This is a genomic window from Marinomonas profundi (assembly GCF_020694005.1).
Lineage (GTDB): Bacteria > Pseudomonadota > Gammaproteobacteria > Pseudomonadales > Marinomonadaceae > Marinomonas > Marinomonas profundi.
This window is the reverse complement of sequence record NZ_CP073013.1, coordinates 3,613,744-3,636,455: the sequence shown is the minus strand read 5'-3', so window position 1 is coordinate 3,636,455 and position 22,712 is coordinate 3,613,744. Positions and strand designations below refer to the sequence as shown.

Sequence of the window (22,712 nt, the reverse complement as noted above, 5' to 3'; positions counted from 1 at the left end):
GCCGCGTTTTGTTTAGGTGAGACAATAAAATTGGGCATATTCCACTCCTGAGCTCAGTTATTGAACGGTGCGAAATATCATAAAGAGGTGGGTTGATAGTTAAAATGTCATTAAAGCATAACTTTGTTTGTATTTTTTGTCACTTTGATAAGCTAAAGTTAGCAATTTGATCACTGGGCAGTTGAGAATATGAAACCTTATATCTACGATTCATTAGACAGTGCGCTAATTTCCGAATTAAGGCGAGATGGGCGTGCGACAATCTCTTACCTTGCCACTTGTCTCAAAGTCTCTAGGGCGACAGTGCAGAATCGTCTGGATAGGCTCGTTTCAAGTGGGGCCATTCTTGGCTTTACTATTCGTGTTCACGAAGAGCTAGAAAGAGAAACGGTTAAAGCCATGATGATGATTGAGGTTACTGGGCAATCGACCTCTCAAGTCATAAAAAAATTGCAAGGAATACCGGAATTGGTAAAGCTACACACAACGAATGGCGCCTGGGATCTGGTGGCGGAAATTCATACTGCAAATTTGAATGAGTTTGATGGCGTACTTCGTCAGGTACGTGAAGTGAGTGGAATAATAAACAGTGAAACCAGTGTGCTTCTGTCCAGTTTGTAATCTCCTCACTTTAGCGAATCTATCGGGTGACAGGCTTGGTCATAAAACGGCTCAAATAAACCGGACTAATTCGGTTTTCTGACAGATATTCAGCTTTTTAAAGGCTCTTTTCTTGTAGGTAATGATGGTCGACTCTGACAGCCCAAGGTCATTACTAATCGATTTTGCGGTGACCTTGAAGAGTTATGTTAATGGCTGTTAGGCAATTGACAGCAGACTTGATGTCAAATGCTGAACCTATTATTGACCCCAGTCCCTATCAGTTTGATAGGTTGTTCGTTTAAAAACACAATTTTATTATGCCGAATGCGATCACGCCACACAGTATTGGCCAGCCCATGGATCGTGTTTGAGTCCATACTAAAAATGTTGTGAGTGTGCCTATTAGGGTGGCAATCCAAGACAAGGTGTCTAGGTTGGCGGGAACCAGTGAGGTGCCAAACATGGCGGCGATCATGGTGGGGCCGAGCACGGTCAACCAAGTTGGCATGGTGGCGATAGAATCTTCTCGTTGGCTCTTGGTGAGTTTTTGTTTCATCCAAAGATACGGCAGAAGGCGGATCAAATAGGTGCCCACGGCAATACTGAATAATGCGATCCACATTGAATAATCCATCTCATTGACCTTTGATAGAGGGTTGATTTTTTAAAGCGTAGAACACTATGGCGCCACAAAACGCCGCTAACGGAATGGCGACATTCGGATAACCTAATACTTTTAATATCAACGCAATGAGTGTTGATGCCCCAATGGTGAGGGCCCATAAAGGGTTGTTGCATTTGGGAATAATGAGCACCAAAAAAAGCGCGGGTAAGGCGAATGGCAAAATGTCGTTGATCATCGGCCAGCGTTGGGTTAACTCTCCACCTGCGATGGCGCCCAGCGCCGTGCCGCCAATCCAACTGAACCATGCCAATATCGCTGCGCCTGTATACCATCCTATACGGGCTTCGTTCGGAAGTTGAGGCAGGCGAACGTGGGCAAGCGCAAAAATTTGGTCGGTTAAACCGTGCATAAGAGCGATCCATCTGCGGTCTTTATTAAGATATGGCGCTAAGTTCGGGCCATACACCAAATGACGCGCATTGATTAATAGCGTCATTACCACGACCAGCCATAGTGGCGCACCAGACGCGACCATGGCGACAAATAGAAACTGGGACGCCCCAGCATAGATAAAGATGGAAATTAAAATGGTCTCTAATACGCTGAATCCCGATTGAATTGAAATCAAACCAAATGAGATGGCAACGGGAATATAGCCACCTAACAGTGGGGTGGCGTCTTTTACTCCTTGTACCCAAGCGGTGCGAGTGAGAGGTTGAACGGCTGTGCTCATGTTGGCGTCTCCTGTTTTGGGTAAGTGATGATCATGATTAACGTCGCCCACAAGTCTCCAGTTCGATAGCTGTGGGGTTTGTCGGCTGAAAACGTTAAAGAAGCGCCTAGGGCTAAATCGTGTAGATTGTCATTTTCACCGGCTTGTATGGCTCCGCTGATTAGTGTGATGGATTCTGTGGTGCCAGTAAAATGCGCGTCTGATCGTTTGATTGTGTGGGGCGCGCAAGACATCCAATAGACATCGACTCGTGGATTATCATTGCCTTGGTCAATCAGTTTTACTTGCACACCGTTTTCGCCAAGCGGAGATTGAATGCTGGCCACTAGATCCCCAAAAGGCACTTTCAACTGCATAGCAAGGCGCCAAATAGTTTCCAGTGTTGGGTTGCCGTCGCCTTGTTCAATTCGAGACAAGTTGGATTTGGCAATGCCTGCATTTTGAGCAAGTTGCGAAAGCGACAAGCCTTTTGCCAAGCGTAAGTTTTGCAGATTACGCCCCAAAGTATTGAGAATCAGTTTGTTCATATTGGGTCTTAACGTGTTCCATAAAAGTGTTCTATTTAAAGAACGTTCCATATATAGAACAACTAAATGTTAGATTTGTACAGTCATTTTTATGCTGGATAGGACAAAAAAAGCCATCAGAGTGAATCTGATGGCTTTTCATTTTTTCAGTTTTGTACCGTAGGCGTGCTGTTAAAGCGACTCTGCTGTTTTAGGGCCAAAATGGATAGCACTAAAACAGCTCGTATTAAAACAGAGAGAATTAAAACGGATAGTGTTGGTTTGGATCTTCTATGGTGATCCAACGTAAGTCAGTAAACTCGGCGATGCCGGCTTTGCCTCCGAAGCGTCCATAACCAGAATCGCCAACACCACCAAAGGGCATGTGCGGCTCATCGGCTAGGGTTGGTCCATTAATATGGCAGATACCGCTTTTTATGGCATTGGCACAGGTGAGGGCGCGGTTAATGTCTTGCGAAAATACCGCGGCAGACAAGCCATATTCACTGTCATTGGCAACGCGAATGGCTTCTTCATCACCATTAACACGAATAATCGACTTTACTGGGCCAAAGCTTTCTTCCTTGTAAATGCGCATATCGCTGGTCACGCCATCTAATAGCGTCGCTGAAAAGAGCGCGCCATTACTGTCACCACCACAGGCTAATGTTGCGCCTTTGCTGACGGCGTCCTTGATCAGATCGTGCATTTTTTCTGACACTTGTGGGTTGACTAATGCGCCTAAAACGACAGCATCACGAGGATTTCCCCAAGGCAGCGTAGACGCTTTGGCGACCATTTTCTCAACAAATTCATCGGCAATGCTGGCATCGACAATCACGCGTTCGGTGGACATGCAAATTTGCCCTTGGTTCATGAACGCCCCAAAGATCGCGGCGTTGACGGCGCCATCAATGTCAGCATCAGACAAGATCACGAGCGGTGCTTTACCACCCAACTCGAGTAAAGCGGGTTTTAAATTTTCACCGGCGATGCGCCCTATGATACGACCGACAGGGCTTGATCCCGTGAAGTTCACATGACGAACTTCGGGGGCTTCAATTAAGGCTTTTACGATGTCTGGCGCATCACTTGGGTCATTGGAAATAAGATTGACCACACCGGCTGGAAAGCCAGCCTCAAGGAAACAATCAATGATCAAGCGATGAGTTAATGGGCAGAACTCGGAGCTTTTTAGGATCACGGTATTGCCACAAGCAAGCGGTGTTGCAATCGCACGAGCGCCTAAAATAATCGGCGCATTCCAAGGGGCGATAGCGAGACAGACGCCTTTAGGCTTGTTGATCGACATGGCCAAGGTGCCAGGTTTGTTTGACGGGATCACTTCTCCCGCAATTTGCGTCGTCAAAGCGGCAGCTTCTCGAATGTGTCCAGCGGCTAGCATGACGTTAAAACCGGCCCAAGGGCCCGTCGCACCGGTTTCAGCAATCATTGCTGCGATGAAATCCTCTTGCTTGGCTTCCATGATATCGGCGGCTTTGTTCAATAAATTACGGCGCTCAGTAGGGCCTGTTTGTGCCCAAGCCGGAAACGCACTTTGGGCCGCCTTGGCAGCGGACGTCACATCGTCTAGCGTGGCCGCAGCCGATACGGATGCCACTTCTCCAGTGACGGGGTCTATACGAGAGTAGTTTTTGTGGTTGCTGGCGTTTTGATCGTGTCCGCCAATGCTTAGTAAAACGGTCATAGTGATTGTCCTCTTATTATTAGTCTATATTTTATTTTCCAAGGGTTTTTCAAGGGTTTTCAAGTGTAATCCAACGCACTTCGGTAAATTCATCAACACAGGCATCGCCGCCGAAACGACCATAGCCACTGGATTTAAGGCCGCCAAAAGGCATGGCGGGGTCGTCTTTTACGGTAGCTGAATTGATATGACAGACCCCTGAATCGAGGCGGTTTGCCATGTCTTTAGCCAATGTTAAATCTTGCGTGAAAATGGCGGCAGCCAAACCGTATTCACAATTGTTGGCGACCGTAATCGCTTCTTCGGCTGACCCTACGCGATAAATGCCAGCGATTGGGCCAAAGCATTCTTCGGAGTAGATGCGCATCATTGGGGTGATGTTATCCAATAAGGTGGCATCAATAAATTGGCCTCGGCGCGTCGCGCCAGTGACCAGTGTGGCACCTTTGTCTAACGCGTCTTCAATCAGAGCGGATAAGCGAGAGGCGATGGAAGGGCTGGCGACAGGGCCCAGTTTGACGCCATCGCGACGCGGGTCAGCGGCAATCAAATTGTCGACCATGCCTTTAAGAATACCAATGAATGCTTCGGCAATGGGTTGTTCAACAATGATTCGATCCGTCGCCATGCAAATTTGGCCTTGATTTAAAAATGCGCCATAAACAGCGGCTTGTGCCGCTAGTTGAAGATTGGCGTCTTTTAAAACAATAAAAGGCGATTTTCCGCCCAGTTCTAACAGGCAGCGCTTTAGGTGCTGGGCGGCAATGCCAGCAATGATTCTTCCGATGCGTGTTGAGCCCGTAAAATTTACTCGTCGCACCGATGGGTGGGCGATCAGGCTGCTAATGACTTCTTCTGAATGTTCTGGCGCGTTGGTCATGACGCCCAGTACGCCATTGGGTACCCCCGCGTCGTGCAGCACATCGGCAATCAGTGAGTGTGTTGCAGGGGATAATTCGGAGGCTTTTAAAATGACACAGTTGCCAAATGCCAAGGGAAACACGACCGCGCGCATGGCTAAAACGATGGGCGCATTCCATGGTGCAATAGCAAGGCAAACGCCCACGGGTTGGCGCACAGTATAAGATTTTTGCGCGGTATTAATGTCAGGGTTTTGGGCGTATCTGAGTGCTAATTCGACCGCCGCTTCAATGGCGTCCGCCGCGATTTTAATATTGAAATCGACCCATTCGTTGAGCGCGCCAATTTCGCTTAACATCAGCTGAGCAAAGCGATCTCGGTATTTTGGCAGGATGTCTTTTGCGCGCCGCAGGATTTTTGCACGTTCGCTAGCGTCGATGGATGACCAGCTAGAAAAATTGGCGGCGGCGACAGAGGCCATGTGTTCAGCATCTTCGCGTCGGCCACAGGCGGCACGAGAAGCGACCAGATCCGTACTAGGGTCTAGGCGCTCAAAATAGCCTCCTGCGGCGGCTGGAGTAGAGCGTCCATTGATGAATAAATTCACTTCAGGAATGATGCTCAGGTCTAACTTTTCACACTCAATGCTCAATTTTTCACCCTTGCCGTTATTATTAAATTTTTAGGTCGATGAGTAATGTATAAGAGACTAACAGGTATTTTTACTATAAAAATGTCAATTTCTGTCTTATTCTTGTTTATTTCTGGTTCATTGTGCGTTTAATTTAGCAAGGTAATGGCAGGAGTAAGCTCATGTTGACCAATATTATTGGCTCAATGGTGCGGTTCGAGTCGGTTCAGCCGGGGTTGCAGCCGCGCATATTTAGTACGGGAAACGATAACTTTGCCGCGTTTAATTTATTGGGCATAGTGCAGCGTGGTGAGGTGTCCGTATTGATGGAGGAGAGTCACCAGGTGCAGGAATCGTCTATTTTTTGTATTCCACACAAAAAACAAGCCAAAGTACTGGTTCCACCCGGTAGTCAGGTTTGGCTGTTAGGTTATCATGACGATTTGGTGTCTCTGGTGACCGGCTCCGATGTAGACAGTACAAAGTTGGATCGACTGATGCGTCAATTCACTATTGCGCACAGTGCGAGAAAAGACATAGATGACGAATTTTTACCGCTTTTAAGGCTGTTAAATACCGAAATTTCAGAAACGAAAAAACGTTCGAGAAGCGTAATTTGTTCTATTATCCGCATGTTACTGATCGGGATTTATCGGCTCAGCCATATTGACTCTATTCGGTCAATGCATTCACCTGATGAGTTGGTGTTGCAGCAATTTCGACAATTGGTAGAAGTTGAATACAAGCAGAGAAGAACGGTGGCGTATTATTGCCAAGCGCTCATCATGACTTATGATCGCTTGCATGCTATTTGCCAACGTAATCTGAGCAAATCCCCGTTGCAGCTTATTAATAATCGAGTGTTGATTGAAGCAACGTCAAGGCTGCAAAAGTCGTCGGATTCCATACAAGCCATTGCGAACAGTTTGGGGTATAACGACGCCAGTCAATTTAGTCATTTTTTTAAAAAAGAAACAGGGCTATCGCCTCGTCAATTTAAGCGGCATTACGTGGAAAAAGACCTTCAGAAACCCCAGTCTGGTAGGCAAGATTTTTCAGACTGGCCTTAAAAACTGGCCTTAAAGACAAAGAGAAAACGCAGGCTCTGTTAAAACGCCGGCTCCTTTGTCAGTACAGCACAAAAACCGTCAGCTCGACAGAAACACGCCGTTAACCACAGAGCAAAGCAACCACATAAAAACAGCGTAAAAAAGACTGTTGGAGACAATGGTTTTGGTGGGGATTTGATAGCGGCTGGTCATCAGCAAGCCCAATCCCGTTAAGCCACTGCTGCCTGCCGAAATGGCCCAAGCACTCAAAAATAAAAAGCCTAGTTGGGTTGGGTCTGGGTTTAATGGCAGTAACATGGGGCTGGCGATAGCGACGCTGACCACAGGGTGTATCCCGATAACACCCGCGGCAATCATCACCGCAAGGGTGAAAGAAAACAGCCACGGGCTAAAAGTGAAATGCTCCAAATTAAAAAATTCTGGGTAGCTCAAGATAATCGCGCTAATGCCATTCGAGAAAATGCCAGCGGCTAAAAACAGCGCAAATTGACTGCCGATTTGAGGCAGCTTGTGATTGACGAAATGCGCCAAACTGCTTTTTCTTGACGGCGTGCGCATCAGCAAAAGGGTGGCGCTGGGGGCCAGAATACAAATCAACACCAATATACTGATGTCCGGCCAAATGTAGTGGAAAAGTATCACGGACAACGCCAAGAACATGGGGATGAATAAGCTTTCTCGGCGAATGGGGTAACCACGAAAGTCGCCTTTGGTGCGGCGGTAGGCTTCAATGCTCGAAAAAATGATGGCGACCAAGCCCATTGCCAAACCGGGAAGCAGTGTTTTTTGCCATTGCATGCCTGGTGCGTAAATCAGTGCCACGCCGGTGGCGACAAAGAAGGGCGACCACCAAGCGGCGGCCGAAAAGTTACGAGTTAGAATAAACTGCTGCACAGGCGTTAATTTAATGGCGCCCTTCATGCGATCCGCAAACACCATAATCACCGAAAGATTAATCACCGCGCCTAACACCTGCACGCCGATAGCGGTATTGAATATCGCGCTTAAACCTTTTGGTAGCGGGCGTTTTTCGTCGGTCGAGCTGGTTAGATCTAAGAAAGAAACCGCGACAAACATCGCCAGCATGGGCAAGTTAACCGCACAAACCTGCTGCCAAGTCATCCAGGTACCTTTTGATCCAGCAAACAATAATGCCGCGACGCCTATCGCCATTAGCCAAGTGACTTGTCGCTTCGCGCTGGGTGCTAAGGTATGCCACATGGCGATATTGGCAAGCCAAGCCAGTATGGTTGGGAGTAACACAGAAATGAGTTGAGTGACCGACAGTAAATAAAAAAGCAAGGTGCCCAGCACCAGCCACCCCGTGTATTTTTTAAGTCCAGTGTGTTTTTTGAGTGGCGTCATCGTGGTTTGGCGTCCTTACGTGATGGGGCATTCATTCTTTGCTAAACGCGGCTTATAAATAGTGAGGCATTCACCGGAAATCAGCAAGCACCTTTAAAGAGAAGGTCTTTTATAAGTCGACTTGTAAGCGTTGATCAACCGGCGGCGGGCAGGCGCTTTCCCGTACGATGAGCTGTGTGGGTAAGGTCATTTCTGGGTTGGGTTTTTTACCTGCTAATATCTCGAGCAATAATTTCATCGACGTCTCGCCAATAAGCTGGCGTGGTTGATGGATGGTGGTTAATTCGGGGACGCAATACTCGCTGAGAGCAAGATTGTCAAAACCAATGACGGATAATTCACTCGGGACTGGAATGTTCATTTCTCGGGCGATTTTCAGTACGCCAATTGCCGCCTCGTCACTGTGACAAACAATAGCGGACGGTTTGTTGTCTAGCGATAATAGTTGTTTACCAAGGTTGTAGCCTGCAATGTATGAAAGGTCGCATTCTAGAATGCGATCTTCTGTCACCGGGATTTTCCATTTTTTCATTGTTTCCGTATGGCCGTTCACGCGAGCATTGTAGATGGGGTTACTTCTTTTACCTGTAATACAGGCTATTTTGTAATGTCCCATCATAATTAAATATTCAACGCCTTTTTTAGCGCTGTAGTGATTGTCGATGTGAACCGTTGGCACGGGAATATCGGAAAAATACTCTCCCGCTATGACGATCGGTAGTTTAATCTCACCGGCGCTGTTAATAATCATTGACTCAGGCACGTCAGAAGAAAGCGATAATACGCCGTCCACTTGTTTGCTTTCGAACAGCTCAAAATAACTGCCTAGCCTTGAAGATTCGTTGCCAGCATCACCAATTAAGAGTTTATAGCCATGCTTGTGGGCAAGCGCTTCGATACCGTGAACCACATCAGAAAAGAAGGTGCTGTCTATGTTGGGAAGCACAACGACTATGGTCTTCGATTCACTTTTACGCAGGCTGCGAGCAAGGCCATTAGGGGAATAACCCACCTCAGCGGCGGCTTTTTCGACTTTGCGGCGGGTAACCGGCGACACCACTTCTGGATTGGCTAATGCCCTAGAAACCGTGGCGGTGGAAACGCCAGCAAGCCTTGCTACGTCTTTAACTGTGGCCATATAGGTTGTTCAATAGCAGTAAAAAAGAAAGCGTTACGGCGTTCAAATAGGTGGCCTTTTATGGTGAGTTTATTAAGCACGTTATTATATCAAAACCCTTCTCTGTGCGCAGCGACTACTCCAACAGAAGTGGGTGCTAGAAAAGGTAAAGTCACTAGGAAAGACCTAGTGACTTTAAATGACAATACTCATTAGAACGCCGCGTCTTCAAAATAGTGGTCTGCGGCGTTTTCAGCGGTGATCAAATCCGCCCCTAAAATTACACGAGAAGGCTGATGATATAAGTAACCGATATTCCCTTGTTTCACTCCGTGAACAGCAAGCGCGATGCCTGATGCAATCATTGACGGGCTATAGGTAACGGTAGCACGAACCATTTTGTTACCGGATTGAATCAATTCGATAATGTCTTTAGAGCCGGCGCCACCTAAAACGGTTTTAATATCAGTGCGTCCAGATTCTTCGATTGCTTTTAAAACACCTTTTAGCATGTCGTCGTCTTGGCACCATACAGCGTCTATTTTAGGGTGCTTTTGTAAGAAGTTTTCCATCACCGCTAGGGCTTTTTGAGTAGACCAATCACCTGGTTGAGAATCAAGAATTTTGATATTTGGGTAATTGCTCATGACATCATTAAACGCATCAACGCGTTGTTTATTGATAGGAATCTGCAGGCCTTCAATGACAACAATATCGCCTTTTCCTGACATTTCTTTGGCTAACCATTGCGCGCCAACACGGCCAAGTCCGTCATTGTCTCCAGCAATAAAGACGTTTTGTGCTGGATGTGCCAGTTCACGGTCTACCACAACGGTATAAATACCATCGGCATAGGCCTCTTCGATGACTTTTTGAAGTGTTGCTGGGTTATGTGGCAAAATCACTAAAGCATCAATACCCTTTATCATCAGATCCTCTACGTCGCCTACTTGCTTTGAACCTGAGCTAGACGCCACCACAAAAAACTCGATGTCTTTTTCTTGTTCTTCAAAGTCCGAAACCGCTTTATTTGCCCACCAAAGAAGGCCAGCTGTCCAGCCATGATCAGCCGATGGCACACTCACACCGACTTTGAACGTTGCCGCGTAGCTTGAACTAACAAAAGCAAACAGCGTGGCAAATATTGCAATGACTCTCATGATATTATTTTTATATTTCATGGATATTCTCCGTTTTACATGGGTTTAATAGCGAGCAAAACACGCGTGTTGCTCGGATTTTTGTCTTTCTTTTTATGGTCTGCATAATAAGAAAAACGAAGTCGTTAGCGATCCCCTTTAAACTGGACTAAGACCGCGGTTAAAATAACCAGCCCTTTCACCATGCCTTGTAGGTAAGGTGAAATGCCCATCAGGTTCATCATGTTGTTAATAATGCCTAGAATAATGGCGCCGATGACAGTGCCCCAAATAGTGCCTTTGCCGCCGGATAGGGCGGTGCCACCAATCACCACAGCGGCAATGGCGTCTAGTTCATAAAACAGTCCCGCGTCACCTGGACTGACAGAGTTTAATCGTGATGCCAGCAAGACCGCCGAGATGCCAACAGACAAACCCGCAATGAGGAAGGTAAGAAAATACACCCAGCGAACTTTGATAGCGGAATAAGACGCTACTTTGGCATTGGAACCAACGGCACAAACATGGCGTCCAAAAGCGCTGTGTTTAAGCACTATATGGTAGGCGACAGCCAGCAGCAGAAAGACCCAAACAGGATAGGGAATGGCCCATAAATAGCCGCCGCCAATATCGGAAAAATGCTGATTGTCAGACACCATTTCACCCGCATCACTGATATAGAGTGTCATGGAGCGAAATATTGACATGGTGGCAAGTGTCGCGATAAAAGAAGCGACCTTGCCGCGTGTAATCACCAGCCCGTTTATCGCGCCAAATACACCGCCTAATGCAATGGCGGATGACACCGCCATGGCCACAGCCCACCAACCGTCGCCAGCGCCATTAATGATCATGATGGACAATACGCCTACTAGGGCGACCATAGAGCCAACCGACAAATCAATGCCGCCAGCGATAATCACAAAGGTCATACCTAGTGCAATGATGCCGGTATAGGAAACTTGTCTTAACACGTTGGTAATATTACGAGGCACTAAAAAATGTTCACTCGCAATGGAAGAAAATAATACCAACAGCAGTAAAGCAATAAAGGGAGCGTAAGTTGCTATATCAAGCCGTTTTAGGCGGGTAATCATTGGCGATAATTGGGACATGGCCATAATAAATCCTCGTGTATTCTTATTTTTTTGAGTATTTGAGCTTGTCTAAAAAAAAGCGCAGATACTGTTTAAGTGATTGTGTTAACAAGCTAATGATTCGTCGATTTATGCCTGAGCCATGGTTTTTAAGCCCGCGGCGTAATACATAATTTCTTTTTCGGTAATGTCATCTCCGGTGAGCTCACCCATAATCTGTCCTGATCGCATTACCATAACGCGATGAGACAAGCCCATGACTTCTTCGAGCTCAGAAGAGATGACAATGATGGAGACACCTTGCTCTGTCAGAGAGTGAATGAAATGGTAGATTTCTTTTTTGGTATTAACGTCAATGCCACGAGTGGGTTCATCCAGAATGAGAATGCTAGGTTGGGTATCCATCCATTTTGATAAGTATACTTTTTGCTGATTTCCACCACTTAGATTGGCTAAGTTTGAGTTCAGGGAGGCGGCTTTTATATCAAAGCGTTTGACATACTCTCTGGCGACGTTTTTTTCTTTTGTATGCTGAACTAGAAGCCCTCTGACATAAGAGGCCAATGAAATAAGCGTGATGTTTTTGGGAATATCAAAGTTCATGATCAATCCCTTGCCCTGTCTATCTTCAGACAAGTAAGCAAGGTTGTTAGACACCGCATCAGCAATCGAGCGAATGACAACTTTGCGACCGTTTATTTCGACCTCGCCTGAGTCTTTTTTACGTAATCCCATCACGGCTTCAGCGGTTTCCGTTCGACCGGCACCAATCAGTCCTGCAAACCCTAGCACTTCGCCTTTTTTCAAATCGAAGTTGATGTTTTTGAGCACTCCTTTGATGGATAAATTACTCACTTTAAGCACGACGTCATCGCTATGTTGGCTACGTTGAGGGTAGATTTGGTTTAGTTCACGTCCCACCATTTTGCGCGCCATATCTTCTTCGTTGATCTCGGTCACATCGTCTACACTCACCAAGTGGCCGTCGCGTAGAATGGCCAAACGATCGCAAAGCAGTTTCACTTCTTTGAGTTTGTGTGAAATAAAAATAATGGTCACACCACGCTGTTTGAGCTTTTCTACTAACGAAAAGAAGATGTCCACTTCATGATCGGTCAAGACGGTTGTAGGCTCGTCCATGATGAGAATACGTGATTCATTGACCAGCGCTTTGGCAATTTCGACCATTTGTTTCTGCGCGACACTGAGATGCTCAATCAACGCATCTGGACTTAAATCGGTTTCTAGTTCTTTTAATAGCGTGTTCGCTCTGTCTCGCATGGCGGATTTATTGAGCAAATAGCCTTTTTTCATTTCATTGCCAAGAAAGATGTTTTCAAAGACATTTAGGCTGCTGATCAGGTTAAATTCTTGTGGAATCATCACGATGCCCAAACGTTTTGCATCGGCAGTCGATCGGATCAATACTTCATTGCCATCAATTTTAATGCTGCCTGAGGTCTTGGTGTAAATGCCGCTGATGATTTTGAGAAGCGTCGACTTGCCTGCGCCATTTTCTCCTAATACCCCCAGTACTTCGCCAGCAAAAATATCCAAAGTGATTTTGTGTAACACGCGCACACCAGAGAATTCTTTTACGATGCTGCGTATTTGCATAATGGGTTCAATCATTGGCTTTGCCTCGTGCTGATTGGCCATTTGACTCCATGTCGTCAAGGGGCTGCCATGCGCTATTATTTGTTGATGATGCTAGCACTGCGGTAATGAACCTCATGCCTTCAACACCGTCGTCAATGCTGGGAATAAAACCTTGTACCGAGTCGACACTGGCGCCAGATTCAATGGCGTGAATCGCGGCTGCAATGTCGACATAAAGATTGGCGAAGCCCTCTAAATACCCTTCGGGATGACCTGCGGGCACCCGCGAAAGACGATTGGCTTCTTCGCCTGCGCCGTGTCCAGCGCGAGTAATTTTTTGGGTAGGTTGACCAAATATTGAAAGCCACAACTCATTAGGCGATTCTTGACACCATTCGATGCCTGCTTTTTCACCATAAAGTCGAATTTTAAGCCCATTTTCATTGCCAGGCGCTACTTGACTCGACCAGAGCATGCCTTTTGCCCCACCATCAAAACGCAGCATAGTGTGCACGTTGTCATCCAAACGACGACCACTGACAAACGCGGTTAAATCGGCGGAAACCTGCTGAACTTTTTGACCAGAAATAAAACAGGCCAAATTAAAAGCGTGAGTGCCAATGTCTCCTAAGCAACCCGCCATGCCGGATTTCTCTGGATCAGTACGCCATTGAGCCTGTTTATTCTCAGTGCTTTCTGCCCGCTCGGTTAACCAATCTTGAGCGTATTCCACTTGAATCACGCGCAGCTTTCCTAACGTGTTGTTATCGACTAAATGTTTGGCGTGCCTAACGAGCGGATAGCCTGTGTAATTGTGCGTGAGTGCGAAAAAAGCCCCGGACTTTTCGACTAAGGCTTTCAGCTCCAGCGCTTCTTTTAAGTCTTTCGTGACGGGTTTATCGCAAATGACGTGGATGCCGTGTTCCAAAAAGGCTTTTGCTACGGGGTAATGCATGTGGTTTGGTGTCACAATGATCACCGCTTGAATACCGTCTTCGCGGCGTTTTTCTTGTTCAGCCATAGCATAGAACGACGTGTATGAGCGTGCTTCTTGGATCCCAAGGCGGCGAGAAGAAGCCAGCGCTCTGTCGGGATCAGAAGATAACGCCCCAGCAACCAATTCAAAGCCATCGTCAATACGAGTGGCAATGCGATGTACGGCACCGATAAAAGCCCCATCACCGCCGCCGACCATGCCGATACGAATGCGTTTATGTGTCATGTTTGTTCCCTCTACTTCAAGCCAAGAATTCGACGATTGGTTTTGTGATCAATGCCGCTACTGGCGAAGTCATCAAAGGCGCGTTCGGTGACTCGTATTAAGTGGTCATTAACAAATTTAACGCCTTCTTCGGCGCCAGCTTCTGGGTGTTTCATGCAGCATTCCCATTCAATCACCGCCCAACCAGCAAAATCATATTGGGTAAGCTTTGAAAAAATGCCTTTGAAATCCACTTGCCCATCACCCAAAGAGCGAAAGCGGCCAGCACGATCAATCCAATTCTGATAACCACCATAAACACCTTGTCGGCCAGTGGAATTAAATTCGGCGTCTTTTACATGAAACATCTTGATGCGGTCATGATAGATATCGATGAACTGTAAATAGTCGAGTTGTTGTAAAACGAAATGCGAAGGGTCAAACAAAATGTTAGCCCGAGGGTGGTGGTTGGTAGTCGCTAAAAATAAGTCGAAGGTGACGCCATCATGTAGATCTTCACCGGGGTGAATTTCATAGCAAACATTGACGCCGCAGCGGTCAAACTCATCGAGTATTGGCATCCAGCGATTGGCTAATTCTTCAAAGCCGGCTTCGACCAAACCGGCTGGACGTTGTGGCCAAGGGTAAAGGTAAGGCCAGAGTAGGGCACCTGAAAAAGTGGCGTGATTGGTGAGTCCTAAATTTTTCGACGCTTGTGCAGATTTTAGTAGTTGGTCGACTGCCCATTGTTGGCGAGCCTCAGGGTTGCCTTTGACGTGATCTGGCGCAAAGCCATCAAACATATCGTCGTAAGCGGGGTGAACGGCGACCAATTGACCTTGCAAGTGAGTCGATAACTCAGTTACAACCATGCCGTGTTTCGCAAGCGTATCTTGAAGATATCGGCAATATTCTAGATCACTTGCCGCTCGATCTAGGTCAAATAAGCGTTTATCCCATGTCGGAATTTGAACGCCTTTAAAACCAATGCTTGCGGCCCATTCAATAATGTTTTCAAAGGTATTAAAAGGCGCATCATCACCTGCGAATTGAGCAAGAAACAGTGCTGGACCTTGTAAAGCTTGCATAATAATAACCCCCATATTTATTTTTATTTGAGTGGTGTTTTTTGTTTGTAATCGATTACATTTTATTTCATAAAAAAAGACTTTTACAGGATTATTTGCAAAGTCTTTACGTCAAATTTAGCCTGAGTATAGTGATATTATTCACCAAGTAAACCTATCAAAACGATATTTAGCATAAATTTTTATTCATCATAGTGCCAAAATACAATGAAATGCATTACATATTTGGTCTTCATAATGCCAATATTCTTAGTGGACGCTAGTGAAATAGAGCCTATCGAATACGGATGGATGTTGGCGATATTGGCGGCTTTGGGGCTATTGGGACGGCTTTTATCGAGGTGGATTTTTTAGAAAAAACGCCACACACAAACAAAAAAAGATAATACCCCTTATCTATCGATCAATTTACATTCGTCTTACTCCTTTTGGAGACCGTTCACTCAATAAAAATAACGAAGGAATGAAAAGATGAAAAAAATTGTTTCTATGAGCCTGCTGGCCACTCTCTGTGCAGCAACATCTCTTCCTGCATTGGCGGCAGGTGAAAAAATCGGTTTGTTGATGTCTGACTTGCGTTTAGAGCGCTGGCAGAAAGACCGTGATTTATTCACACAAGCGGCCGAAGCGATGGGAGCTGAAGTGTATACCCAGTCCGCAAACGGTGATGTCACCACTCAGATCTCTCAAATTGAAAACATGATTTCCCGTGGTGTCGATGTGTTGGTTATCGTGCCAGAAAACGGCGAAGTGCTAGGCAATGTCTTGGCTGAAGCCAAAGCCGAAGGCATTAAAGTGTTGGCTTATGACCGTTTGATTAAGTTTGCTGATATCGATTTGTACGTGTCTTTCGACAATATTCGCGTGGGTGAAATGCAGGCCGAAGCTTTGCTTGGTTTAAAACCGACGGGCAATTATTTTTTGATGGGCGGTTCGCCAACGGATAACAACGCGAAGATGTTCCGTCAAGGCCAAATGAATGTACTGCAACCGGTTATTGATGCGAAAAAAATCAACATAGTGGGCGATCAATGGGCCATGGGTTGGTCTGCTGAAGCCGCGTTGAACATCATGGAAAATGGCTTGACGGCCAATGCTAATAAAATCGATGCGGTGGTAGCGTCTAACGATTCAACCGCTGGCGGTGCGATCCAAGCGCTTGCCGCACAAGGTTTGAGTGGCAAAGTGGTAATATCCGGCCAAGACGCGGATTTAGCCGCTGTGCGTCGTATTGTTGCTGGCACACAAACCATGACGGTGTATAAGCCTATTTCTAAGCTGGCGAAAACCAGTGCTGAAATGGCGGTGAAGCTAGCCCGTGGTGAAAAAATAAACGCCAACGGAAAAGTGAATAACGATAAGAAAGACGTTGATGCGGTATTGCTGGCGCCGATTGCTGTCACCAAAACCAACCTAGATTCAACCGTTATTGCCGATGGTTTCCACTCTCGTAGCGATGTTTACAACCCTTAATATTCTTGATCTATGGCGCTCAATCGAGCGCCATTTGTTTTTCTGCCCATAGGCAAGTAAGCGATACAAGAAGGCGATCTGAAAAAGGTCTCTTCTTATTAGAGATGAAAATGAGGTGTAAACATGAGGCAACCATTATTGGACATGCGTGGAATAGTGAAAAGCTTTTCGGGTGTTCGTGCATTGAATGGTGTGAGCATTCAGCTTGATCGCGGTGAAGCCTTGTCCATCTGCGGTGAAAATGGTTCTGGTAAATCCACTTTAATGAAGGTGCTGAGCGGTGTTTGGCCTTATGGTTCTTACGAAGGGGAAATCTTCTTTGAGGGCAATTTGGTCAAGGCGTCGTCGATTCGTGATACCGAAACACTGGGCATTGTGATTATCCATCAGGAATTGGCGCTGGTGAAAGAGTTGTCGGTGCAGGAAAATATTTTTCTTGGCAATGAGCTGGGGTCTTTTGCGCGACTTAATGACGAGGAAATGTATCGTCGTACTACTGAGTTATTGGCTCGTGTAAAGTTGGATGTATTACCCGGTACGCCCGTGCGTGAGCTGGGTGTTGGGCAGCAGCAATTGGTCGAAATCGCCAAGGCGCTGAATAAAAACGTCAAGCTGTTAATTCTGGACGAGCCAACGTCATCGTTAACCAATACTGAAATCGACATCTTGTTGAAGATCGTCAGCGAATTGAAACAACAAGGCATCGCCTGCGTTTATATTTCCCACAAATTGGACGAAGTATTGGCCCTGTCTGATTGGGTCACGGTGATTCGAGATGGCGATCATATCGATACCAAGTCTGCGGCGCAACTGACGCAAAATGACATTATTAGCATGATGGTTGGGCGAGATCTGGATGAGCTGTTCCCACGAGAAGAGCACGATATTGGTGATGTGATTTTACGCGTCAAACATGCCATCGCCAAACAATCAGGGGCGACTCGTTCACAAGTCGAAGACGTAAGTTTTGAATTGCGTCATGGCGAAATTCTGGGTATTGCGGGTTTGATTGGCTCTGGTCGCACGGAACTGATGCAATGTCTTTATGGCTCTTATGAGGGTCAATATGAGGCAGAGGTCGAGTTAGAAGGCCAAATTGTCTCTATTCGTTCTCAGCGTGCCGCGCTAGAAGCGGGTATTGCCATGGTGCCAGAAGATCGAAAACGTCATGGTATTGTGCCGATTATGAGCGTCGGTCGGAACATCACTTTGTCGGTATTAGACCAGTATTCTTCTTGGTTTGGTGCGGTTAATGAAGACAAAGAAAGCAATGACATAGACGACTATATTGCGCAGTTAAAAGTCAAAACAGCGTCTGCGGATTTGTCGATTAAGAACTTGAGTGGTGGCAACCAGCAAAAAGCCATTATTGCCAAATGCCTGTTAACCCATCCCAAAATTTTGATCTTAGACGAGCCAACTCGTGGCATCGACGTGGGCGCGAAATATGAAATATATAAGCTGATGTTTGCCCTCGTGAAACAAGGCATGTCCATCATCATGGTGTCGTCTGAATTATCCGAAGTGATTGGCATCAGTGACCGAGTCTTGGTGATGCACGAAGGGCGTCTGAAAGGGCAGTTTGACCATCAAGGTTTGACCCAAGAAATGATTATGAATTGCGCGATAAAAGAAGGTGTAGAAAATGTTTAAAACCCTAAAAACCAGTCAATTAAAACTGTTTGCGATGTTGGCGGCGATACTGCTGATTATCGTCTTCTTTTCCATTGCGACGGATGGCGCGTTTATTTCACCACGGAATATCTCGAACTTGATTCGCCAAACGGCCATTGTGGGTGTCCTCGCTATCGGCATGGTGTTTGTCATTATCAGCGCTGAGATTGATCTCTCCGTAGGCTCGATGATGGGCTTGTTGGGCGGGGTTGCGGCGATTTTGGATGTTTGGTTTAACTTTCCGATTTTATTGACCGTATTAGTGACGGTCATCGCGGGCTTGGCGCTCGGCTTATTTAATGGTTGGTGGGTAGCGTATCAACGGGTGCCATCTTTCATTGTCACCTTGGCCGGTATGTTGGCGTTTCGTGGCATATTGGTGGGTTTAACAGACGGCGCAACGGTGGCGCCTACGTCTAGTTCGCTGGCGGTTATTGGGCAAAGCTACATTCCTTCTGGTTGGGGGATGAGTGTGGTGGGCTTGCTGTGCCTTGGTTTGGTGGCAAAAGTTTACGCTCGACGCAAAGCCAGAAAGCAACATGGAGTCGAAAACCAAGCGGCAAAGTTTGAATACGCCAAGGCTTTGGTTGTGGTGTCTGTCTTGTTGGGTTTGTTGTTTGTTTTGGAAAGTTATCGGGGTATTCCAACCCCTATCTTAATTTTGGGCGGCTTGATTCTGGTGGCAAGTTATGTGGCGAAGCGCACGGCTTTTGGTCGCCGTATTTATGCGATCGGTGGCAACATTGAAGCCACTCGTATGTCTGGGGTGAACGTTGAACGTACCAAAATGTTGGTGTTTGGCTTCAATGGCATGATGGTCGCGGTGGCCGCGTTGATTCTTACGTCTCGACTCGGTGCCGGTACTCCTGCGGCGGGCAACATGGCGGAGTTAGATGCCATTGCCGCCTGTGTGATTGGCGGCGCGAGCTTGGCCGGTGGTGTGGGAGCGGTATTTGGCGCCATCATGGGGGCTTTGATTATGGCGAGTTTAGACAATGGCATGAGCATGTTGGATGTGCCGACCTTTTGGCAATTGATTGTTAAAGGCATGATTTTATTGCTCGCGGTTTGGCTGGATGTGAAAACCAAAAAGGCGCAGTAAAAGGTAGCGAACGAAGGTTGGATAGGTTTTGTAGGCCTGATGAGGAAGGTACGACCGTGATCAGGCGTGTGACGCTATTCACCCTACAATTGGTTGATTTATATTGGTTTTTGTAGGTCGGCCTTTAGGCCGTCAAAAGGCCGATAACACCAAACCAAAATCCTTGACGCGCTAAAGCACGACTTACAAGATCGACAGAAGTTGTTTAGTGACACCCTCATTCGCGAGGATGACGATTAACAAGATGAAGGATATTTTTATGTATATAGGAATCGACCTCGGCACCTCTGGTGTCAAAGTGATTTTAATGGCAGGAGATGGTCAAGTAATAGCCAGTTGTTCGTCGCCACTGTCGGTGTCTCGACCGTTTGACCTTTGGTCTGAGCAAAACCCTGAAGATTGGTGGCAAGCCACGGATTTGGCTATGTTGCAGCTCGCCGCAGAACACAGTTTGCAAGCGGTAAAAGCCATTGGATTATCGGGGCAAATGCACGGCGCCACCTTATTAGATAAAAAAGGCGCGGTGCTAAGGCCGGCCATTTTGTGGAATGACGGTCGTTCCCACGAAGAATGTTTGTTATTGCAAAGACGCTGCCCAGAAGTGCAGGCAATTACCGGCAATTTGGTCATGCCGGGGTTTACCGCGCCTAAGTTGCTTTGGGTGAAACAGCACGAGCCAGAGATCTTTGGTCAAATAGACAAGGTGCTGTTGCCGAAAGATTATCTACGCTTTCGCATGACAGGCGAGTTTGCCACGGATGTGTCTGATGCTTCTGGTACGCTTTGGTTAAACATGGAGCAGCGTGCTTGGAGTGACACCATGTTGAGTGCCACAGGGCTAACGGTTGCGCAAATGCCCCGCGTATTCGAAGGGTCAGAAGTCACTGGTGTGATTGACGGCGCTGTAGCAAAACGCTGGTCTATGCCGATTGTTCCTGTTGTCGCAGGGGGAGGTGATAACGCGGCGGGTGCGGTGGGCATGGGGATTATTTCTCCTGAACAAAGCATGTTGTCACTTGGCACGTCTGGGGTGATTTTTGCGGTAAGCGATGGCTTTACTGCCAATCCCGCCGCGGCGTTGCACAGTTTTGGTCATGCGATCCCCAATACTTGGCACACCATGTCAGTGATGTTGAGTGCCGCGAGTTGTATTGATTGGGTAACGAAATTAGCACAGTTTAGCAGCGTGGAAGCGGCGTTATTGGCGGCGGAAAATCGCATGGGTCATGATAGTAGTCTTATCTTTTTGCCTTACCTAAGCGGAGAGAGAACACCACATAATGACCCTAATGCAAAAGGTGTTTTTTGGGGCATGACTCATGAGACTACGGCGGCGGATCTGGTTCAAGCAGTGCTTGAAGGGGTGACTTTTGCCTTGTTGGATGGCCTAGACGCTGTGCGTTCCGCGCAAAATATCAGTGACAGTATTGATGTGATTGGCGGTGGCGCGAAAAGTGCGTATTGGTTACAGGTGTTGGCAGATGTCTTTAATGTACCGATGGATTACCGAGCAGGGGGCGACGTGGGGCCAGCCTTGGGTGCGGCCCGATTGGCAGCCATAGGTGATCAAGGTCAAGCCGCGCTAAAGACTATTTGTAGCAAACCTGCGTTAATTAAGCAGTATTTACCAAATCAGACTAATGCGGCTCAATACGCTGAAAAACGTGAGCGCTTTCAGGCGTTATACCAAAGGTTAAAAGGACTTTAATCTTTTAGGGTAACTTTCCCGGTAAATAACTAAAATCGTAATGAATGACCTCGCCTCTTGGGGCGGGGGGATTCATTTACGTTTTCTGTTATTCCGATTCTGATTTTTATCATTCTCTAGAACTAATGCGCCTTCCAAGGGTATGATCTGGCCAGCAATAATAAAAATCAGAGACGCTTTTGTATGTTTGAAAAACGCTATCGACTCAACCTAGTATTCAATGCTAATAAGGTTTACGACCGACAAGTCATTGAAGGCATTGGTGAATATTTACAAGCCGCACAGTGTGACTGGGACGTGTATTTCGAAGACGATTTTCGTTCTCGCCTTGATGCGTTAAAACACTGGAAAGGGGACGGCATCATTGCCGATTTTGATAACCCCGAAGTGGAAGACATTCTAAAAAACACTGACATTCCCACCGTGGCGGTTGGTGGTTCTTATCATCATAAAAGCGATTACCCACGTTTGCCTTATGTGGCGACAGACAACGCCGCGTTGGTGCGTTGTGCCTATCAGCATTTGAAGCGCAAAGGTCTGCCGCAGTTTGCTTTTTACAGCGTGCCGAGTACCGATTACAGCCGTTGGGCCAGTGAACGCGAGCATGCGTTTGTCGAGCAAGTTCGTTCAGATGGCTTTGAACCTCATGTGCATCAAGGTTTTTGTACCTCGGCAGAAATCTGGGAAACCGCTCAGTATGCGTTAGAAACCTGGCTAAATAATCTGCCCAAACCCATTGGCATTATTGCTGTTACCGATTCCCGTGCGCGGCATTTATTACAAGTTTGCGATCATTTGAATATCTTGGTGCCAGAGCAAGTGGCCATTGTGGGCATCGATAACGAAAGCATGGCGAGATACTTAAATCGCACCGCCTTGTCTTCTGTAGAACAGGGCAGCAAGCAAATGGGCTATGAAGCGGCAAAAATGTTGCATCGCACCTTGCTTGGCTATCCCGTTGAAAACTCGCTAGTGGTGGTCGACCCCATTGGCATTACCGAACGACAATCGTCTGATTATCGTGCCTTACACGACCCTTATGTAATCCAAGCCATGCATTTTATTCGTCATAATGCTTGTCGTGGCGTGAAAGTTGCGCAAGTGGTCGATTACATTGGTATTTCAAGAACCAACCTAGAAACCCGCTTTATCGACGAAATTGGCTGCTCAATGCACGAACAACTGCACATGACCAAGTTTTATCGCGCTTGTGAATTGATCACCTCGACCGACTTACCGTTTGATGAAATCGCCCGAACCTGTGGCTATCCTTCCGTGCAATACATGTACACGGTATCCCGCAAAAACCTAGGCATGACGCCGGGGGAATACCGAGTGTCGTCGCGGCTGGGGAAAGAAAATAACTAGCAGTAAAGCTATTTTTGAAATGGCTAGAAAAATTTTACTTTACT

Annotated in this window: 20 protein-coding genes; 7 read left to right on the top strand and 13 right to left on the bottom strand. The window is 46.8% G+C overall.

The window, feature by feature from the left end; translation table 11 throughout:
• Positions 1-189: 189 nt before the first annotated feature.
• Positions 190-621, top strand: coding sequence for an Lrp/AsnC family transcriptional regulator (locus J8N69_RS16985; protein ID WP_168822187.1), 432 nt, complete (start codon positions 190-192; stop codon positions 619-621).
• A 51-nt stretch (positions 622-672) separates the two neighbouring features.
• On the opposite strand, the gene J8N69_RS17215 is transcribed toward J8N69_RS16985, so the two are convergent.
• The 6 genes from J8N69_RS17215 to J8N69_RS16955 all read right to left on the bottom strand — a co-directional run bounded on the left by J8N69_RS17215 (position 673) and on the right by J8N69_RS16955 (position 5,688).
• Entirely contained in the window at positions 673-780 is a 108-nt protein-coding gene (locus J8N69_RS17215) for a helix-turn-helix transcriptional regulator (protein WP_168822420.1), read from the bottom strand.
• 121 nt (positions 781-901) lie between these two features.
• Positions 902-1,237, bottom strand: a complete 336-nt coding sequence (locus J8N69_RS16975) for an AzlD domain-containing protein (RefSeq protein WP_168822188.1) — start codon at positions 1,235-1,237, stop codon at positions 902-904.
• 1 nt (position 1,238) lies between these two features.
• Positions 1,239-1,961 (bottom strand): AzlC family ABC transporter permease, encoded by a 723-nt coding sequence (locus J8N69_RS16970; RefSeq protein ID WP_168822189.1) that lies wholly within the window; start codon positions 1,959-1,961, stop codon positions 1,239-1,241.
• Positions 1,958-2,488, bottom strand: coding sequence for a helix-turn-helix domain-containing protein (locus tag J8N69_RS16965; protein ID WP_168822190.1), 531 nt, complete (start codon positions 2,486-2,488; stop codon positions 1,958-1,960). The genes J8N69_RS16970 and J8N69_RS16965 overlap by 4 nt, the downstream gene beginning before the upstream one ends.
• A 241-nt stretch (positions 2,489-2,729) precedes the next feature.
• Complete coding sequence (locus tag J8N69_RS16960) at positions 2,730-4,175, bottom strand: aldehyde dehydrogenase (RefSeq protein WP_168822191.1); 1,446 nt, start codon at positions 4,173-4,175, stop codon at positions 2,730-2,732.
• A gap of 49 nt (positions 4,176-4,224) precedes the next feature.
• Positions 4,225-5,688, bottom strand: coding sequence for an aldehyde dehydrogenase family protein (locus tag J8N69_RS16955; protein ID WP_211084802.1), 1,464 nt, complete (start codon positions 5,686-5,688; stop codon positions 4,225-4,227).
• Positions 5,689-5,849: 161 nt separating this feature from the next.
• Here J8N69_RS16955 and J8N69_RS16950 point away from each other — a divergent pair, with 161 nt between their 5' ends.
• Positions 5,850-6,737, top strand: coding sequence for a helix-turn-helix domain-containing protein (locus J8N69_RS16950; RefSeq protein WP_168822192.1), 888 nt, complete (start codon positions 5,850-5,852; stop codon positions 6,735-6,737).
• Positions 6,738-6,815: 78 nt separating this feature from the next.
• Here the strand turns inward: J8N69_RS16950 and J8N69_RS16945 are convergent, their stop codons facing one another.
• The 7 genes from J8N69_RS16945 to J8N69_RS16915 form a co-directional block, all read right to left on the bottom strand.
• Positions 6,816-8,102 (bottom strand): hypothetical protein, encoded by a 1,287-nt coding sequence (locus J8N69_RS16945; RefSeq protein ID WP_168822193.1) that lies wholly within the window; start codon positions 8,100-8,102, stop codon positions 6,816-6,818.
• 109 nt (positions 8,103-8,211) lie between these two features.
• Positions 8,212-9,240, bottom strand: coding sequence for a LacI family DNA-binding transcriptional regulator (locus J8N69_RS16940; protein ID WP_168822194.1), 1,029 nt, complete (start codon positions 9,238-9,240; stop codon positions 8,212-8,214).
• A 191-nt stretch (positions 9,241-9,431) separates the two neighbouring features.
• The gene (locus J8N69_RS16935) at positions 9,432-10,400 is read right to left on the bottom strand and encodes a substrate-binding domain-containing protein (RefSeq protein WP_168822195.1); all 969 of its coding nucleotides are present in this window, start codon (positions 10,398-10,400) and stop codon (positions 9,432-9,434) included.
• A gap of 104 nt (positions 10,401-10,504) precedes the next feature.
• Positions 10,505-11,479 carry an ABC transporter permease gene (locus J8N69_RS16930; RefSeq protein WP_168822196.1) on the bottom strand — a complete coding sequence of 325 codons (975 nt, stop codon included), beginning with the start codon at positions 11,477-11,479 and terminating at the stop codon, positions 10,505-10,507.
• 105 nt (positions 11,480-11,584) lie between these two features.
• The gene (locus tag J8N69_RS16925; RefSeq protein ID WP_227803921.1) at positions 11,585-13,114 is read right to left on the bottom strand and encodes a sugar ABC transporter ATP-binding protein; all 1,530 of its coding nucleotides are present in this window, start codon (positions 13,112-13,114) and stop codon (positions 11,585-11,587) included.
• Positions 13,080-14,276, bottom strand: coding sequence for a Gfo/Idh/MocA family protein (locus J8N69_RS16920; RefSeq protein WP_168822197.1), 1,197 nt, complete (start codon positions 14,274-14,276; stop codon positions 13,080-13,082). The genes J8N69_RS16925 and J8N69_RS16920 overlap by 35 nt, the downstream gene beginning before the upstream one ends.
• An 11-nt stretch (positions 14,277-14,287) precedes the next feature.
• Positions 14,288-15,343, bottom strand: a complete 1,056-nt coding sequence (locus tag J8N69_RS16915; protein ID WP_168822198.1) for a sugar phosphate isomerase/epimerase family protein — start codon at positions 15,341-15,343, stop codon at positions 14,288-14,290.
• A 471-nt stretch (positions 15,344-15,814) separates the two neighbouring features.
• Here J8N69_RS16915 and xylF point away from each other — a divergent pair, with 471 nt between their 5' ends.
• From xylF to J8N69_RS16890, 5 genes are all read left to right on the top strand, one after another.
• Positions 15,815-16,816, top strand: coding sequence for a D-xylose ABC transporter substrate-binding protein (gene xylF / locus J8N69_RS16910; RefSeq protein WP_168822199.1), 1,002 nt, complete (start codon positions 15,815-15,817; stop codon positions 16,814-16,816).
• Between the two features lie 123 nt (positions 16,817-16,939).
• Positions 16,940-18,469 carry a xylose ABC transporter ATP-binding protein gene (locus tag J8N69_RS16905; protein ID WP_168822200.1) on the top strand — a complete coding sequence of 510 codons (1,530 nt, stop codon included), beginning with the start codon at positions 16,940-16,942 and terminating at the stop codon, positions 18,467-18,469.
• Positions 18,462-19,592: a sugar ABC transporter permease gene (locus J8N69_RS16900; protein ID WP_168822201.1), complete on the top strand. Its 1,131-nt coding sequence runs from the start codon at positions 18,462-18,464 to the stop codon at positions 19,590-19,592. The genes J8N69_RS16905 and J8N69_RS16900 overlap by 8 nt, the downstream gene beginning before the upstream one ends.
• 259 nt (positions 19,593-19,851) lie before the next feature.
• Positions 19,852-21,300 (top strand): xylulokinase, encoded by a 1,449-nt coding sequence (gene xylB / locus J8N69_RS16895; protein ID WP_168822202.1) that lies wholly within the window; start codon positions 19,852-19,854, stop codon positions 21,298-21,300.
• A 183-nt stretch (positions 21,301-21,483) separates the two neighbouring features.
• Positions 21,484-22,668: a XylR family transcriptional regulator gene (locus J8N69_RS16890; RefSeq protein WP_168822203.1), complete on the top strand. Its 1,185-nt coding sequence runs from the start codon at positions 21,484-21,486 to the stop codon at positions 22,666-22,668.
• Positions 22,669-22,712 lie beyond the last annotated feature (44 nt).

Coding starts and splice junctions, on each gene's coding strand:
- J8N69_RS16915 (WP_168822198.1), bottom strand. CDS start 15,343: ATGCAAGCTTTACAAGGTCCAGCACTGTTTCTTGCTCAATTCGCAGGT.
- J8N69_RS16920 (WP_168822197.1), bottom strand. CDS start 14,276: ATGACACATAAACGCATTCGTATCGGCATGGTCGGCGGCGGTGATGGG.
- xylB (WP_168822202.1), top strand. CDS start 19,852: ATGTATATAGGAATCGACCTCGGCACCTCTGGTGTCAAAGTGATTTTA.
- J8N69_RS16940 (WP_168822194.1), bottom strand. CDS start 9,240: ATGGCCACAGTTAAAGACGTAGCAAGGCTTGCTGGCGTTTCCACCGCC.
- J8N69_RS16975 (WP_168822188.1), bottom strand. CDS start 1,237: ATGGATTATTCAATGTGGATCGCATTATTCAGTATTGCCGTGGGCACC.
- J8N69_RS16985 (WP_168822187.1), top strand. CDS start 190: ATGAAACCTTATATCTACGATTCATTAGACAGTGCGCTAATTTCCGAA.
- J8N69_RS16950 (WP_168822192.1), top strand. CDS start 5,850: ATGTTGACCAATATTATTGGCTCAATGGTGCGGTTCGAGTCGGTTCAG.
- J8N69_RS16890 (WP_168822203.1), top strand. CDS start 21,484: ATGTTTGAAAAACGCTATCGACTCAACCTAGTATTCAATGCTAATAAG.
- xylF (WP_168822199.1), top strand. CDS start 15,815: ATGAAAAAAATTGTTTCTATGAGCCTGCTGGCCACTCTCTGTGCAGCA.
- J8N69_RS16970 (WP_168822189.1), bottom strand. CDS start 1,961: ATGAGCACAGCCGTTCAACCTCTCACTCGCACCGCTTGGGTACAAGGA.
- J8N69_RS16960 (WP_168822191.1), bottom strand. CDS start 4,175: ATGACCGTTTTACTAAGCATTGGCGGACACGATCAAAACGCCAGCAAC.
- J8N69_RS16945 (WP_168822193.1), bottom strand. CDS start 8,102: ATGACGCCACTCAAAAAACACACTGGACTTAAAAAATACACGGGGTGG.
- J8N69_RS16965 (WP_168822190.1), bottom strand. CDS start 2,488: ATGAACAAACTGATTCTCAATACTTTGGGGCGTAATCTGCAAAACTTA.
- J8N69_RS16905 (WP_168822200.1), top strand. CDS start 16,940: ATGAGGCAACCATTATTGGACATGCGTGGAATAGTGAAAAGCTTTTCG.
- J8N69_RS16925 (WP_227803921.1), bottom strand. CDS start 13,114: ATGGCCAATCAGCACGAGGCAAAGCCAATGATTGAACCCATTATGCAA.
- J8N69_RS16900 (WP_168822201.1), top strand. CDS start 18,462: ATGTTTAAAACCCTAAAAACCAGTCAATTAAAACTGTTTGCGATGTTG.
- J8N69_RS16935 (WP_168822195.1), bottom strand. CDS start 10,400: ATGAAATATAAAAATAATATCATGAGAGTCATTGCAATATTTGCCACG.
- J8N69_RS16930 (WP_168822196.1), bottom strand. CDS start 11,479: ATGGCCATGTCCCAATTATCGCCAATGATTACCCGCCTAAAACGGCTT.